This window comes from Streptomyces sp. TLI_105, from assembly GCF_900105415.1.
Lineage (GTDB): Bacteria > Actinomycetota > Actinomycetes > Streptomycetales > Streptomycetaceae > Streptomyces.
Map to the genome: position 1 here is coordinate 5,443,134 of NZ_FNSM01000001.1, position 14,459 is coordinate 5,457,592.

General features: G+C 69.9%; 13 protein-coding genes and 2 tRNA genes. 10 read left to right on the top strand and 5 right to left on the bottom strand.

Annotation, left to right across the window (positions count from 1 at the left end; all coding sequences use genetic code 11):
- Window positions 1-94 precede the first annotated feature (94 nt).
- Window positions 95-1,483, bottom strand: coding sequence for an amino acid permease (locus tag BLW86_RS24870; protein WP_093876099.1), 1,389 nt, complete (start codon window positions 1,481-1,483; stop codon window positions 95-97).
- Window positions 1,484-1,736: 253 nt separating this feature from the next.
- On the opposite strand from BLW86_RS24870, the gene BLW86_RS24875 reads away from it, so the two are divergent.
- A complete protein-coding gene (locus BLW86_RS24875; RefSeq protein ID WP_093876100.1) occupies window positions 1,737-2,330 on the top strand; it encodes a biotin transporter BioY in 594 nt (197 codons plus the stop codon).
- Between the two features lie 105 nt (window positions 2,331-2,435).
- Here BLW86_RS24875 and BLW86_RS24880 read toward each other — a convergent pair whose 3' ends face one another.
- A complete protein-coding gene (locus BLW86_RS24880; protein ID WP_093876101.1) occupies window positions 2,436-3,887 on the bottom strand; it encodes an amino acid permease in 1,452 nt (483 codons plus the stop codon).
- Window positions 3,888-4,083: 196 nt separating this feature from the next.
- Between BLW86_RS24880 and BLW86_RS24885 the strand changes: the two genes are divergently transcribed.
- Together BLW86_RS24885 and BLW86_RS24890 are read left to right on the top strand one after the other, a co-directional pair.
- The gene (locus BLW86_RS24885) at window positions 4,084-4,578 is read left to right on the top strand and encodes a ribose-5-phosphate isomerase (protein WP_093876102.1); all 495 of its coding nucleotides are present in this window, start codon (window positions 4,084-4,086) and stop codon (window positions 4,576-4,578) included.
- Entirely contained in the window at window positions 4,578-5,387 is an 810-nt protein-coding gene (locus BLW86_RS24890; RefSeq protein ID WP_093876103.1) for an Fpg/Nei family DNA glycosylase, read from the top strand. The genes BLW86_RS24885 and BLW86_RS24890 overlap by 1 nt, the downstream gene beginning before the upstream one ends.
- Before the next feature lie 106 nt (window positions 5,388-5,493).
- Here BLW86_RS24890 and BLW86_RS24895 read toward each other — a convergent pair whose 3' ends face one another.
- A complete protein-coding gene (locus BLW86_RS24895; protein ID WP_093876104.1) occupies window positions 5,494-6,723 on the bottom strand; it encodes a GNAT family N-acetyltransferase in 1,230 nt (409 codons plus the stop codon).
- Window positions 6,724-6,829: 106 nt separating this feature from the next.
- Here BLW86_RS24895 and BLW86_RS24900 point away from each other — a divergent pair, with 106 nt between their 5' ends.
- Together BLW86_RS24900 and BLW86_RS24905 are read left to right on the top strand one after the other, a co-directional pair.
- The gene (locus tag BLW86_RS24900) at window positions 6,830-7,975 is read left to right on the top strand and encodes a PP2C family protein-serine/threonine phosphatase (RefSeq protein ID WP_093876105.1); all 1,146 of its coding nucleotides are present in this window, start codon (window positions 6,830-6,832) and stop codon (window positions 7,973-7,975) included.
- Window positions 7,976-8,130: 155 nt separating this feature from the next.
- Window positions 8,131-8,325: a hypothetical protein gene (locus BLW86_RS24905; protein ID WP_030684996.1), complete on the top strand. Its 195-nt coding sequence runs from the start codon at window positions 8,131-8,133 to the stop codon at window positions 8,323-8,325.
- A 61-nt stretch (window positions 8,326-8,386) separates the two neighbouring features.
- Here the strand turns inward: BLW86_RS24905 and BLW86_RS24910 are convergent.
- Window positions 8,387-8,460, bottom strand: a tRNA-Gly gene (locus BLW86_RS24910).
- A 132-nt stretch (window positions 8,461-8,592) separates the two neighbouring features.
- Here BLW86_RS24910 and BLW86_RS24915 point away from each other — a divergent pair.
- The 5 genes from BLW86_RS24915 (at window position 8,593) to clpX (ending at window position 13,274) form a co-directional block, all read left to right on the top strand.
- A tRNA-Pro gene (locus BLW86_RS24915) sits at window positions 8,593-8,669 on the top strand.
- Between the two features lie 171 nt (window positions 8,670-8,840).
- Complete coding sequence (gene tig / locus BLW86_RS24920; RefSeq protein WP_093876106.1) at window positions 8,841-10,229, top strand: trigger factor; 1,389 nt, start codon at window positions 8,841-8,843, stop codon at window positions 10,227-10,229.
- A gap of 240 nt (window positions 10,230-10,469) precedes the next feature.
- Complete coding sequence (locus BLW86_RS24925) at window positions 10,470-11,087, top strand: ATP-dependent Clp protease proteolytic subunit (protein WP_093876107.1); 618 nt, start codon at window positions 10,470-10,472, stop codon at window positions 11,085-11,087.
- Window positions 11,088-11,153: 66 nt separating this feature from the next.
- Window positions 11,154-11,816: an ATP-dependent Clp protease proteolytic subunit gene (locus tag BLW86_RS24930; RefSeq protein ID WP_030684990.1), complete on the top strand. Its 663-nt coding sequence runs from the start codon at window positions 11,154-11,156 to the stop codon at window positions 11,814-11,816.
- Window positions 11,817-11,990: 174 nt separating this feature from the next.
- Window positions 11,991-13,274 carry an ATP-dependent Clp protease ATP-binding subunit ClpX gene (gene clpX / locus BLW86_RS24935; RefSeq protein ID WP_015033605.1) on the top strand — a complete coding sequence of 428 codons (1,284 nt, stop codon included), beginning with the start codon at window positions 11,991-11,993 and terminating at the stop codon, window positions 13,272-13,274.
- A 223-nt stretch (window positions 13,275-13,497) separates the two neighbouring features.
- Here the strand turns inward: clpX and BLW86_RS24940 are convergent, their stop codons facing one another.
- Window positions 13,498-14,454 carry a hypothetical protein gene (locus BLW86_RS24940; RefSeq protein WP_093876108.1) on the bottom strand — a complete coding sequence of 319 codons (957 nt, stop codon included), beginning with the start codon at window positions 14,452-14,454 and terminating at the stop codon, window positions 13,498-13,500.
- Window positions 14,455-14,459 lie beyond the last annotated feature (5 nt).

Genomic DNA, 14,459 nt, shown 5'->3' on the forward strand with positions numbered 1-14,459 from the left:
GAGACGGGGAGGAAGCCCACAGTGTGGGTGGGCGCGCCGCTCAGAGGGAACCGGAGTCCGCTATACGGGCACGACCTTCACACAAGGTGAAGATTCAGTTCCCGTTCGTGCGCGGCTCCCGGGCCCACGCCACCAGCAGGACGACCCCGGTCGCCCCCGCCGACCACAGCACCTGCGGCCGCGCCCCGTCGTCGAACAGCATCAGGACGACCACCGCGCCCATCGCGGCGAGCGCCACCCACGTCAGCCACGGGAAGCCCCACATCCTCAGCGTCAGCGTCTCCGGTGCCTCCCGCTCGATCCGGCGCCGCAGCCGCAGCTCCGAGACCGCGATGAGCGCCCAGACGAAGAGCAGCACCGCGCCGACCGCGTTCAGCATGTAGAGGAAGACGGAATCCGGCCACTTCAGATTGAGCAGCACGGAGACGAACCCGAAGGCCACCGAGGCGAGCACCGCCCGCCGGGGAACACCACCGGGGGACACCCTCAGCAGCCCCTTCGGCGCCTCCCCGCGCTCCGCCAGCGAGAACACCATCCGGGACGAGCCGTACAGGTTCGCGTTGAGCGCCGAGAGCAGCGCCACGAACACCACCACGTTCATGATCTGGCCCGCCCCCGGCACCCCGATCGCGTCCAGGACCGCCACGTACGGCGACTCGCCCGGCTTCATCGAGGTCCACGGCAGCAGCGTCACGATGACCAGCATCGAGCCCACGTAGAAGAGCAGGATCCGCCAGACCGCGCTGCGCACCGCCCGCGCCACGTTCCGCGCCGGGTCGTCGGACTCGGCCGCCGCGATGGTGACGACCTCCAGGCCGCCGAAGGCGAAGACGACCGCCAGGACCCCGGAGACCACCCCCGACCAGCCGTTCGGCAGGAACCCGCCCTGCCCCGTCAGGTTCGCGAGCCCCACCGGATCCCCGGAAGAAACAGACGCCGTGGGCAGCCACCCCACGATCGCGAGCACGCCGAGCACCAGGAAGAGGACGATCGCGCCGACCTTGAGCGCCGCGAACCAGAACTCGAACTCGCCGAAGTTCTTCACCGCCGCCAGGTTGGCCAGGGTGAACACGATCATGAAGACCAGCACCCAGCCCCACTGCGGCACTCCCGGCACCCAGCCGTGCGCGATCCGCGCCGCGCCCGTCGCCTCCACGGCGAGGACGACGACCAGCAGGAACCAGTACAGCCAGCCCACCGAGAAGCCCGCCCAGCGGCCGAGCGCCCGCTCCGCGTGCACCGAGAACGCGCCCGAGGCGGGCATCGCCGCCGACATCTCGCCGAGCATCCGCATGACCAACATCGCGAGCGCGCCGGCGATCAGGTACGAGACCACGATGCCGGGCCCGGCGACGGCGATGCCGGCGCCCGAGCCGACGAAGAGCCCGGCGCCGATCACGCCGCCGAGCCCCAGCATCGTCAGATGACGCTGCTTCAGGCCGTGGGAGAGGGGCTCCGGTTCGGGAGCGAGGGGCTCGTGCATGTGGGGGCTCGTGTTCTCTGACGGTTTATGGAGACCCCACAGTCTCTCCAGGGAACATCCCCTGGCGCAAAAGGGACCTCCGAGCATGAGTCCCCAGTGACAAGCGTCATGTGGCGCGAGGTGTGATCGGCGGCCTTTGTGCGATCTCCACGAAGCGCTCGCCCGCCGCTTTGTCGGCGGCTGACGGTGATCGACCGTTCACACCTGGCATACCGTCAACCTGTCCCTCCCACCCTCACCCCGCGGAGTACCGATGAGCACCGCCGCCGCCCCCGTCCGCACCCTCCGGGCGGGCACCGTCCTCGCCGACCTCATCCCGTCGAGCCGCGCCCGCGACATCGCCCTGGTCGTCGGCGGCGCCGCCCTCACCGGCCTCGCCGCGCAGCTCTCGGTCCCGGTCCCCGGCTCCCCGGTCCCGGTCTCCGGCCAGACCTTCGCCGCCCTGCTCGTCGGCACCGCGCTCGGCGCCCGCCGCGGCTTCCTCGCCCTCGCGCTGTACGCGGTCGCGGGCATGGCGGGCGTCCCGTGGTTCGCGCAGGCCACCTCCGGCTACGGCATGCCGTCCTTCGGCTACGTCCTCGGCATGCTCCTCGCCTCGACCGTCGTCGGCGCCCTCGCCCGCCGCGGCGCCGACCGCTCCGTGCTCCGCACGGCCGGCGCCATGGTGCTGGGCTCCGCGATCATCTACGCGGTCGGCGTGCCGTACCTGGCCCTCGCCACCGGCATGACCCTCGGCCAGGCCGTCGCCGCCGGTCTGACCCCGTTCCTCATCGGCGACGCCCTCAAGGCCGCGCTCGCCATGGGCGCCCTGCCGGCCGCGTGGAAGTTCGTCGGCCGCAAGGGCTGAACGGTCGGCCGTGGGCCGAACCACGGCCGGCGTACGCGAAAGGGCCCTGCCGCTCGGGGGAGCGGCAGGGCCCTTTTCGCATGCCCGGGAGGGGCTCCGGGGGAGCTACACGCGCTCCAGCTCCTCGGCGCCGACGTTCTTGCCGAGCTTCTGGCGGACCACCGCGATCGCCATCACGAGCGCGGCCACCAGCAGGGACAGCACGACCTGCTCACGGTTGCTGCCGCCGTCGTAGACCATGTAGCCGAGGACGGCGACGATCATGGCGATGGTCGCCCAGGTCAGGTACGGGAAGAGCCACATCCGGACGACCAGCTTCTCCGGCGACTCCCGCAGGATGATCCCGCGCATCCGCAGCTGGGTCACGCAGATGACCAGCCAGACGAAGAGCGCGACGGCGCCGGAGGAGTTCAGCAGGAAGGCGAAGACGGTGTCCGGCCACTTGTAGTTGAAGAAGACCGCGACGAAGCCGAAGATCACCGAGGACAGGATCGCGGCCGTCGGCACGCCCCGCGCGTTGGTCTTCGCGAAGGCCTTCGGCGCGTCGCCGCGCCGGCCGAGCGAGAAGGCCATGCGGGAGGCCGTGTAGAGGCCCGAGTTCAGGCAGGACAGGACGGCCGTCAGGACGATCACGTTCATGATCTGGCCGGCGTGCGGGATGCCGATGGAGTCGAGGGCGGCGACGTACGAGCCCTTCTCGACGATCGACTTGTCGTTCCACGGCAGCAGCGTCAGGACCACGAAGATCGAGCCCAGGTAGAAGACGCCGATCCGCCAGATCACGCTGTTGGTGGCCTTGGTCACGGCGCGCTGCGGGTCCTCGGACTCGCCGGCGGCCAGGGTGACGATCTCGCTGCCCATGAAGGAGAAGACGACCATCAGGACACCGGTGAGGACCGCGCCCGCGCCCATCGGGAAGAAGCCCCCGCTGTCCGTGAGGTGCGCGAATCCGGCGCCCGGGTTGTCCGAGCCGGGCAGCACGCCGAAGACGGCGAGCAGGCCGATGACGACGAAGGCGGAGATGGCGACGACCTTGATGCCGGCGAACCAGAACTCGAACTCGCCGTACGAGGCGACGGAGCCCAGGTTGGTCGCGGTCAGCACCACCATCACGATGAGCGCCCAGCCCCACTGCGGCACGGCCGGGATCCAGCTCTCCAGGATCTTGGCGCCCGCGGTCGCCTCGACGGCGAGGACGACGACCCAGAAGAACCAGTACAGCCAGCCGATCGTGAAGCCGGCCCAGCGGCCGAGCGCCCGGTCGGCGTAGGCCGAGAAGGAGCCGGAGGACGGCCGGGCGGCGGCCATCTCGCCCAGCATCCGCATCACGAAGACGACCATGGCGCCGACGAGTGCGTACGAGAGGAGGATCGCGGGGCCGGCCGCGGCGATGCCGGAGCCGGAGCCGACGAAGAGACCGGCGCCGATGACGCCGCCGATCGCGATCATCGACAGATGGCGGTTCTTGAGCCCGGCCTTGAGGCCATCGGAGGACTGCGAGGGCCCGGTGGTGCCGGTCTCCTGGCCGTCCTTCGGCAGGGTCGGTTGCGTGTTCATCGACGCTTCCTCGTGTGTGGGGGGTGCTCGGGTCGCGAGCCCGAGCATTCAACCCCGTCGACAGGGATGATCGGAAGACCTCATTCCGGATCGTTGTACGGGCGACCTCGCGAGAGTCGAAGGTCCGTACCGGGTCGGGTGAAGGTCCCGACCCCGCTGCCTGCTACCCGGGCCCTGGCGTGCCACACTCGGCATCATGCGCGTCTATATCGGTTCCGACCACGCCGGCTTTGAACTAAAGAACCACCTCGTCGAGTGGCTCAAGGCCCACGGCCACGAGCCCGTCGACTGCGGCCCCCACATCTACGACGCCCTCGACGACTACCCGCCGTTCTGCCTGCGCGCCGCCGAGAAGACGGCCGCGGACCCGGACAGCCTGGGCGTCGTCATCGGCGGCTCCGGCAACGGCGAGCAGATCGCCGCGAACAAGGTGAAGGGGGTGCGCGCCGCCCTCGCCTGGAGCGAGCAGACCGCCGCCCTCGGCCGCGAGCACAACAACGCCAACGTGATCTCCGTCGGCGGCCGGATGCACACCCGGGAAGAGGCGACCAAGTTCGTCGAGATCTTCCTGAACACGCCGTACTCCGGTGACGAGCGTCACACCCGGCGGATCGACATGCTCACCGCGTACGAGACCACCGGCGAGCTCCCCCCGATCCCGGCGCACCACCCGCAGGAGCCGACCGCCTGATGCCCGAAGGGCACACCATCCACCGGCTGGCCGCCGACCACCGCGAGCGGTTCGGCGGCCGGCCCGTGCGCGTCTCCAGCCCGCAGGGCAAGTTCGCCGACTCGGCGGCCCTGCTCGACGGCACCGTCCTGGAGACCGCCGAAGCCCACGGCAAGCACCTCTTCCTCGCCTTCGCGGGCGGGGAATGGATCCACATCCACCTGGGCCTCTTCGGCAAGGTGAACTTCGGCGACGCCCCGGCCCCGCCGCCCACGGACACGGTCCGCCTGCGCATCGCCGACGGGGACGGCTACGTCGACCTGCGCGGCCCCACGACCTGCGCCCTCATCACGGACGCCGAGAAGCGGGCGATACACGACCGGCTCGGCCCGGACCCGCTCCGGGAGGACGACGACCCGGCGAAGGCCTGGCGCCGGATCTCGAGGTCCCGCACGACGATCGCCGCCCTCCTCATGGACCAGAAGATCATCGCGGGCGTCGGCAACGTCTACCGCGCCGAGGTCCTCTTCCGGCACGGCATCGACCCGTACCGCGCGGGCAGGGACCTCACCGCGGGGGAGTGGGACGCCCTCTGGACCGACCTCGCGACGCTGATGCGCGAGGGCGTCCGCCTGAACCGCATCGACACGGTCCGCCCCGAGCACACCCCCGAGGCCATGGGCCGCCCGCCCCGCGTGGACGACCACGGAGGCGAGGTCTACGTCTACCGCCGGGCCCGGATGCCCTGCCACATCTGCGGAACCGAGATCCGCACGGCGGACCTGGCCGCCCGCAACCTCTTCTGGTGCCCAGGCTGCCAAAAGGCCTAGTTGCGGGCCGCCGCCCGCCGATCCCGTTGTGGGCATACGTTCCGCAGGGCGGAACGGGTGGGCACAACGCCCTGAGGGCGCTGCCCGACCCGTTGCCGCCCAGCCCCTAGAACCCGTGCGGAAGCCAGGGGGCCACCGGGGATCCGAAAGCCACGGAAGCCTCGACCAGCGCCCCTTCGCGCAACTCCCGCACCCGCCCCGCCGCAGCCAACGACACCAACGAGGTCCCGCCCAGGTACGCCGCGCCCAACTCCCGCACGGACAGCGAGAGATCGGCAGGGTCGGAGGTCCGGACGCAACTGGCCCCCTTCGCGTCCCCCGTCAACCGCCACCGCCCCTCGTTCCAGGGACAGAACGCGTCCGCGACCTCGAACACCACGTCCACCGGTGCCTGGTACGTCCGCGCCTCGAGCGCCGCGCCCACCTCCACGAGCCGCACGTGCAAGGCGTCCCGCAGGGTCGGCTCGCACCGCCGAACGTCGCTCACCAGATGCTGCCAGCCGTCGTCCACGGGCCGGCTGTGGAGCCGTACCCGCGAGGTCAGGTCCACCGAGCAGAGGAACCGCCACAGCGCCGCCTCGGCCGCCGGGTCGAGCCCCATCAGCTGGTGCACGGTCACGGAACCCTCGGCCCCGGCGGGCGACCAGTCCGGCTTGATCGCGTAGTGCGCGAACCCCACGGCCTCCCCGCCCCGCTCCGCGAGCACGCAGAGCAGCGGCGAAGCCCCCTCCCGCCCGCCCGGCGGGTCGAGCAGCGGCTTCCGCTCCCACTCCGGCCGCCGCGCGAGCATGCCGGGCCGCGCCGGCACCAGCTTCGCGTAGACCGCCTCGCACACCGCGGAGGACTCCGTCGGGTCGGCCGTGCGCAGGGAGACCCGGTCCGTGCCCTCCGGCACCGTGAGCCGCACCCGGGTCGTGTCGATCGTCGCGTGCACCGCGTACGCGCCGACGCCGTAACCGAACCGCCCGTAGATCTCCGGCTCCGACGCCGTCAGCACGGCCAGCGACTCGCCCGCCGCCCGCAGGTCGTCCAGCTGCCGCCGCATCATCGACGTCAGGATCCCGCGCCGCCGGTGCGTCCCGGCCACGCTCACCAGCGTCACCCCGCCCGCCGGGACCGACGCCCCGCCCGGCACCGTGAGCCGGAACGTGAACGCCCCCGCCGTACCCACGCACAGGTCACCGTCCCAGGCACCCAGGAAACGGTCGAACTCGGTCAGGTCGCGCCACAGCCGCCGCACCTCCAGCGCCTCCGGCACACCTCCGAACGCGAGTTCAAACACCCCGAACCAGCGATCCCACTCCGACGGGTCGAGAACCCGCAGTTCAGTCGTCATATGCCATCGATATCAGCGCCGCACGTCCGGGGCGACCCGATTTCAGGCACATTGTCACAGGGGTGCCCCTGCACGATGTCCGACGGGATGGATAGGGTCCAGGCCAATGGGACAGCGCGCCGGAGTGAACACGTACGCGGCCCGGACACGCAGGCGCGTGCGCCGGGTCCGCGTCGCGCTGCGCAGGTCCGCCGTCGACTACTTCCGCGGCGACGGCGCGGACTGGCTCGCCTTCGCCGGACTCCTCCTGATGATCCCCGCCATCGCGTGGGGAACCCTGCTCGACCCCGTCTGGTGCGCGCCCGCCGCGCTCGCCCTGCCCATCGTGGCCGGCGGCCTGCTGCTGCGCCCCGCCAGCCTGCTCGCCCTGTACGCGGCCGCCGCCGGTGCCCTCATCGTCGAGTCCGTCGTCCTCGGCCCGTACACCCAGGGCCCGGCCAGGGTCACCCCCGGCACCGTCCTGGTCGTCGCCGCCTGCGGGCTCTTCGGACTGCTCATCGCCCAGTTCCGCGCCCGGGTCGGCGTGCCCTGGCGGCGCGGCGGCACCATGCTCTTCGACCTGCGCGAGCGCATCCGCGTCCAGAGCGCGCTGCCCCGGCTCCCCCAGGGCTGGCACCGCGAGATGGCCCTGCGTCCTGCCGGCGGACAGTCCTTCTCGGGCGACTTCGTCGTCGCCGCCCGCACCCACGGCGGGCGCACCCTGGAGGTCGTCCTCACCGACGTCTCCGGCAAGGGCATGGACGCGGCCTCCCGCTCCCTGCTGCTCTCCGGCGCCTTCGGCGGACTCCTCGGCTCGCTGCCGCCGCACGGCTTCCTCCCGGCCGCCAACGGCTACCTGCTCCGGCAGAACTGGGACGAGGGCTTCGCCACCTCGATCCACCTCGTCCTCGACCTGGAGTCCGGCGACTACGAGCTCTTCTCCGCCGGCCACCTGCCCGCCCTCCAGCTCCACGCCGGCACCGGCCGCTGGGAGGAGAAGGCCGCCGACGGCCCCCTCCTCGGCGTGTACGACGGGGCCGAGTTCCACCCGGTCAAGGGATCGCTGCGCCCCGGCGACGTCCTCATGCTCTTCACCGACGGGCTGGTCGAGGCCGCCGACCGGGACATCGCCGAGGGCATCGACCGCCTCACCGGCGAGGCCGACCGCTGCGTCGCCGAAGGCTTCGAGGGCGTCGCCTGGCACCTGATCGAGGCCGTCGCCAAGGACGTCAACGACGACCGGGCCCTGCTGCTCCTCTCCCGCCCCGCCTGACCGGCCGCCCGCGCGCGACGTGATCTTCTGCACGACGATTCGTCACCGGGCAGCGAGGGCAAGGGGGTTGATGGCACGATGGAGACAGCGGGGGGTGTTCCGAGACAGGGGCTCCCTGGTGGGCAAGGCGGGACCGACCGAGGGTGTGATCAGTTGTGGCCATTTCACTGTCTGTGGTGTTGCTGTTGGCAATCATCCTGGTGGTGCTGATCCGAGGGGGAAACCTCAAGGGTGGCCCAGCCGTGGTCGCGGTCCTCTTCGGCTTCTTCCTCGCCTCCACCGGCATGGCCGACGACATCCAGCGCTTCCTCGACTCGATAACGCAGACGGTGGGCTCCATCAAGTTCTGACCACCCGGGAAACGACTCAGGGCCGGTCCGGAGAAGCTCTCCGGACCGGCCCTGACCTGCGTGGAGCGGGTGACGGGAATCGAACCCGCGTAGCTAGTTTGGAAGACTAGTGCTCTACCATTGAGCTACACCCGCACAGCGTCGCGCCGCAGGTCACGGGGACCGCGGCACGAGGAGCATGGTAGCCGGTCGGGGGGCTTTCGCGCACACCCGGAAAACGAGGGGCGCCGCACAGTCCCCGTCCATGTACCCTACGTGTCGCACCGACGGGGTGTGGCGCAGCTTGGTAGCGCGTCCGCTTTGGGAGCGGAAGGCCGTGGGTTCAAATCCCGCCACCCCGACCATGACGATCACGCGCCCACCTCGCGCGTCCTTGATCACGTTGTGGGCGTCATCCCGCTTGCGGTTACTATGCAAGCTGCGTGCCCGTGTGTCTTTCTGACCGGGCCGACCCGCCGGTACCGCTACACGCGGCCCCGACGGATTCCAGGAATCAGCCACAAGGAGACCGAACCGTGAAGAGCGCCGTGGAGACCCTGAACCCGACCCGGGTTCGGCTCACTGTCGAGGTGCCCTTCGAGGAGCTCAAGGACAGCCTCGACGCGGCGTACAAGAAGATCAACCAGCAGGTCACGGTCAAGGGCTTCCGTAAGGGCAAGATCCCGGCTCGCGTGATCGACCAGCGGTTCGGCCGCGGCGCCGTGCTGGAGGAGGCCGTCAACGACGCGCTCCCGAAGTTCTACACCGAGGCCGTCAACGAGGCCGAGGTCAACCCGCTCGGCCAGCCCGAGGTCGACATCACCGAGCTGAAGGACGGCGAGCTGCTGGCCTTCACCGCCGAGGTCGACATCCGCCCGACGATCGAGATCCCGGACTACTCCGGCATCGAGGTCACCGTCGACGCGGTCGAGGTCACCGACGAGGACGTCGAGAAGTCCGTGGAGCAGCTCCGCGAGCGCTTCGCCTCGACCTCCCCGGTCGAGCGCGCCGCCCAGGACGGCGACGTCGTCACCATCGACCTCGAGGCCAAGGTCGACGGCGAGGTCCTGCCCGACGGCGTCGCCAGCGACGTCTCGTACACCATCGGCTCCGGCGAGCTGCTCGACGGCATCGACGAGGCCGTCAAGGGCCTGGAGGCCGGCGGCGAGGCCACCTTCACCTCGCAGCTGAAGGGCGGCTCCGCCGAGGGCAAGGACGCGGAGGTCACCGTCAAGGTCACCACCGTCGCCGCCCGTGAGCTCCCCGAGCTCGACGACGAGTTCGCGCAGATGGCGTCGGAGTTCGACACCCTCGACGAGCTCAAGGCCGACAGCCGCAAGCGCCTCGAGAACATGAAGCAGTTCGACCAGGCCACCCAGGCCCAGGAGCGCGTCCTCGACGAGCTCCTCAAGCTGGTCGAGGTCCCGATGCCCGAGAAGCTTCTCGAGGACGAGATCAACACCCGCAAGCACAACCTGGAGCACCACCAGCTCGGCCAGATGGGCCTCGACCTCGCGAAGTACCTGGAGATCCAGGGCAAGACCGAGGAAGAGTTCCTGGCCGAGACCAAGGAGCAGGCCGAGAAGGGCATCAAGACGCAGTTCATCCTCGATGAGCTCGTCAACAAGGAGAAGCTCGACGTCTCCCGCGAGGAGCTCACCGAGCACCTGTTCCGCCGTGCCGCCTCCTCCGGCATGAGCCCCGACCAGTTCGCCCAGGCCGTGGCCCAGGGCGGCCAGGTGCCGATGCTCGTCGGCGAGGTCGCCCGCGGCAAGGCCCTCGCGGTCGTCGTCGAGGCCGCCAAGGTCGTCGACACCAACGGCGAGGTCGTCGACCTCTCCGACGACGAGGACGAGGTCGTCGAGGCCGCCGCCGAGGCCGTCGAGGCCGTCACCGGCGAGGCCGAGGTCTCCGAGGACAAGTAAGGGCACCCGCCCCCGGCGGACCCTGCTCCACGGGCCCGTACGCACAGCTGTGCGTACGGGCCCGTGGACGTACCCGGACCCGCTTACACGCCTCCAACTACCTTGCGCTCCCAGCGAACAGTTCGGGAACCGGGATGGCGTTGTCCGACCTGCGCGTTAGGGTCCATGAATACGGGGGCACTGCCCTCAGAACAAGACGCTGAGACGGCCCGGGGCCGTCGGAGACGAGCAGGTGGATACGTGACGAATCTGAAGCCTTACGCCGCGGGTGAGCCGTCCATCGGTGGCGGCCTCGGCGACCATGTCTACAACCGGCTGCTCGGCGAGCGGATCATCTTCCTCGGCCAGCAGGTCGACGACGACATCGCCAACAAGATCACCGCGCAGATGCTCCTCCTGGCCGCCGACCCGGAGAAGGACATCTTCCTCTACATCAACAGCCCCGGTGGCTCCGTGACGGCCGGCATGGCCGTCTACGACACCATGCAGTACATCCCGAACGACGTCGTCACCATCGGTATGGGCATGGCGGCCTCCATGGGACAGTTCCTGCTCACCGGCGGCACCCCCGGCAAGCGCTTCGCGCTGCCGAACACCGACATCCTGATGCACCAGGGCTCCGCCGGCATCGGCGGCACCGCCTCCGACATCAAGATCCAGGCCGAGTACCTGCTGCGCACGAAGAAGCGCATGGCCGAGATCACCGCGCACCACTCCGGCCAGACCGTCGAGACGATCATCCGCGACGGCGACCGCGACCGCTGGTTCACCGCGGAGGAGGCCAAGGACTACGGCCTCATCGACAACATCATCACGCACGCCGCGGGTGTTCCGGGCGGCGGCGGCACGGGCGCCTGAGCGCCGGCAGCCCGCCGAAGAGCCCCCGCCCCCCCGCCGAACGCCACCAGGACGGTGAACACCCAGATGCAGAACAACCTCTCCCCGAGCGGCCTCTACACCGGCGCGCCGATGGACAACCGCTACGTCGTGCCGCGCTTCGTCGAGCGCACCTCGCAGGGAGTGCGCGAGTACGACCCGTACGCGAAGCTCTTCGAGGAGCGCGTGATCTTCCTCGGCGTGCAGATCGACGACGCCTCCGCCAACGACGTCATGGCGCAGCTCCTGTGCCTGGAGTCGATGGACCCGGACCGCGACATCTCGATCTACATCAACAGCCCGGGCGGTTCCTTCACCGCCCTCACGGCCATCTACGACACGATGCAGTTCGTGAAGCCCGACATCCAGACGGTCTGCATGGGCCAGGCGGCCTCCGCCGCGGCCGTGCTGCTCGCCGCCGGCACCCCCGGCAAGCGGATGGCCCTGCCGAACGCCCGCGTGCTGATCCACCAGCCCTCCGGCGGCACCGGCCGTGAGCAGCTCTCCGACCTGGAGATCGCGGCCAACGAGATCCTGCGGATGCGCAGCCAGCTGGAGGAGATGCTGGCCAAGCACTCCTCGACGCCGATCGAGAAGATCCGCGACGACATCGAGCGCGACAAGATCCTGACGGCCGAGGACGCCCTGGCGTACGGCCTGATCGACCAGATCGTCTCGACCCGCAAGAGCACGGCCTCCGCGGAGCGCTGACGCCCGACCTTCCCTCGGCACGGTTCGCACGACCCGGACGGCCTGTGTGGCCGAATCGCGACCATGTGAACCGTGCCAAGGGGGGCCCGAACGGGGGGCCCGGCAAGGTACCGTCGAATATGAGGCACCAGGAGTCGCTGAACCAAGCGCTCCCAGGCGAAGGGGAAGCACCTCGTGGCACGCATCGGTGATGGCGGCGATCTGCTCAAGTGCTCGTTCTGCGGAAAGAGCCAGAAGCAGGTGAAGAAGCTCATCGCGGGACCCGGTGTGTACATCTGCGACGAGTGCATCGACCTCTGCAACGAGATCATCGAGGAAGAACTCGCGGAGACGAGCGAGGTGCGCTGGGAGGAACTCCCCAAGCCCCGCGAGATCTACGAGTTCCTCGAGGGGTACGTCGTCGGGCAGGAGCCCGCGAAGAAGGCCCTCTCGGTCGCGGTGTACAACCACTACAAGCGCGTCCAGGCCGGCGAGAACGGCGGCGCGCAGGGCCGTGACGACGCCATCGAGCTGGCGAAGTCCAACATCCTGCTGCTGGGTCCCACGGGTTCGGGCAAGACGCTCCTGGCCCAGACCCTGGCCCGCATGCTCAACGTCCCGTTCGCCATCGCCGACGCGACGGCGCTGACGGAGGCCGGCTATGTCGGCGAGGACGTCGAGAACATCCTGCTCAAGCTGATCCAGGCGGCCGACTACGACGTCAAGAAGGCCGAGACCGGGATCATCTACATCGACGAGATCGACAAGGTCGCCCGTAAGAGCGAAAACCCGTCGATCACGCGTGACGTGAGCGGCGAGGGCGTGCAGCAGGCCCTCCTCAAGATCCTGGAGGGCACCACGGCCTCCGTCCCGCCGCAGGGCGGCCGGAAGCACCCGCACCAGGAGTTCATCCAGATCGACACGACGAACGTGCTCTTCATCGTGGGCGGCGCCTTCGCCGGCCTGGAGAAGATCATCGAGTCGCGGGCGGGCGCCAAGGGCATCGGCTTCGGGGCGACCATCCGCTCCAAGCGCGAGATCGAGGCGAGCGACCAGTTCCAGGAGGTCATGCCGGAGGACCTGGTGAAGTTCGGGATGATCCCCGAGTTCATCGGCCGTCTCCCCGTCCTCACCTCCGTCCACAACCTGGACCGCGAGGCGCTCCTCCAGATCCTGGTCGAGCCGCGCAACGCGCTGGTGAAGCAGTACCAGCGCCTCTTCGAACTCGACGGCGTGGAGCTGGACTTCGACCGCCCGGCCCTGGAGGCCATCGCCGACCAGGCGATCCTCCGCGGCACCGGCGCGCGCGGCCTGCGCGCCATCATGGAGGAGGTCCTCCAGTCGGTGATGTACGAGGTCCCGTCCCGCAAGGACGTGGCCCGCGTGGTCATCACGGCCGACGTCGTCCGCAACAACGTCAACCCGACGCTGGTCCCGCGGATCGTGAAGAACGACGGCAGGCACGAGAAGAGCGCGTAGTCGCCCGCTTCCCTGTCCTGGGCCGGTAGAACCCTCGCCGAGGGTTCTGCCGGCCCACGTCTGTGAGCAGCCGCTCCGCCCTTGAGCGAACCGTTCACGCCAGATCTCGGATCACGACCTACTGAAAGGTCGGAAGCACAGAAAAGCCTTCCCGTCCTGGCCCGACAGGACCGTGTCGACGTTCCTGTCGGGCCGGAGGGAAGGCATGGGTGCGGCGGGGGGACTACGCCTTGCTGCGCGAGGCCTTGTAGTGCTGGCCCGTCATCTCCGCGACCTGGTCCAGGGTGAAACCGGTCCCGCCGGTCATCATCGTCGCCATGTCGAGGGCGTTGACGACGCCCAGCGTGCTGTAGTCCGCCCAGATGCAGGTGGGCACCTGGAAGGACTTCGGACCGGGGGCCGTCTCCGTGGAGGTGCTCTCGAACTTGATGTTCTGGCACTTCATCAGCGCACCCTCGAAGCCGGCGGGCGTCTTGGACTCAGGGCTGCCGACGGGCGTCATCTTGACGTCCTTCATCGTGGCGGACTGGTCCTTCTCGTAGTTCGAGAACGCGGTGTCGATCGCCTTCTCCGGGTCGGCGATCTCTCCCCACATCCCGTTCAGGCTCATGGACTTGCCCTTGAGGGGGTCGCCGGCATCGCCGGACTTGTAGGAGGCCGCGATCATCTGGGGGTTCTCGATCCCCATGGCGGCAGCGCTGGCCTTCTGCTCGGCGGACATGGGGCCGCTCCGGTCGGCGCCCTCCTTCTTGTAGTCGCCGACGGCGGCCGCCGGGGTCACCTTGTACCCCTTGGTGTCGGCGGCGACAGCACCGTTTCCGCTCCCGCCCAGCACGAAGTACGCGCCCACGCCGATCGCCGCGACGACCGCGACCGCGCCGATGATCCAGCCGGCCTTGGACTTCTTCGGGGCCGGGGGGTGGGGGACGTAGCCGCCGGGGCCCTGCGGGGCGCCGTACTGGGGCTGCTGGCCGTAGGGGGCGGGCTGCTGGGGGTAGCCGTAGGGGGGCTGCTGCGGCGGGACGCCCTGCGGGGCCTGCTGGGGGTATCCGTAACCCGGCTGCGGAGCCTGCGGCTGGCCGTACGGGCCCGGCTGCTGCGGCTGCTGGCCGTACGGGCCCGGCTGGCCGTAAGGACCGGGCTGCTGGCCGCCGTACGGGCCCGGCTGGTTGTAGCTCATCGACA

Excerpts from the sequence above, each read along its gene's own strand:
- BLW86_RS24870 (WP_093876099.1), bottom strand. The coding sequence starts at position 1,483 with ATGCACGAGCCCCTCGCTCCCGAACCGGAGCCCCTCTCCCACGGCCTG.
- BLW86_RS24875 (WP_093876100.1), top strand. The coding sequence starts at position 1,737 with ATGAGCACCGCCGCCGCCCCCGTCCGCACCCTCCGGGCGGGCACCGTC.
- BLW86_RS24880 (WP_093876101.1), bottom strand. The coding sequence starts at position 3,887 with ATGAACACGCAACCGACCCTGCCGAAGGACGGCCAGGAGACCGGCACC.
- BLW86_RS24885 (WP_093876102.1), top strand. The coding sequence starts at position 4,084 with ATGCGCGTCTATATCGGTTCCGACCACGCCGGCTTTGAACTAAAGAAC.
- BLW86_RS24890 (WP_093876103.1), top strand. The coding sequence starts at position 4,578 with ATGCCCGAAGGGCACACCATCCACCGGCTGGCCGCCGACCACCGCGAG.
- BLW86_RS24895 (WP_093876104.1), bottom strand. The coding sequence starts at position 6,723 with ATGACGACTGAACTGCGGGTTCTCGACCCGTCGGAGTGGGATCGCTGG.
- BLW86_RS24900 (WP_093876105.1), top strand. The coding sequence starts at position 6,830 with ATGGGACAGCGCGCCGGAGTGAACACGTACGCGGCCCGGACACGCAGG.
- BLW86_RS24930 (WP_030684990.1), top strand. The coding sequence starts at position 11,154 with ATGCAGAACAACCTCTCCCCGAGCGGCCTCTACACCGGCGCGCCGATG.
- BLW86_RS24940 (WP_093876108.1), bottom strand. The coding sequence starts at position 14,454 with ATGAGCTACAACCAGCCGGGCCCGTACGGCGGCCAGCAGCCCGGTCCT.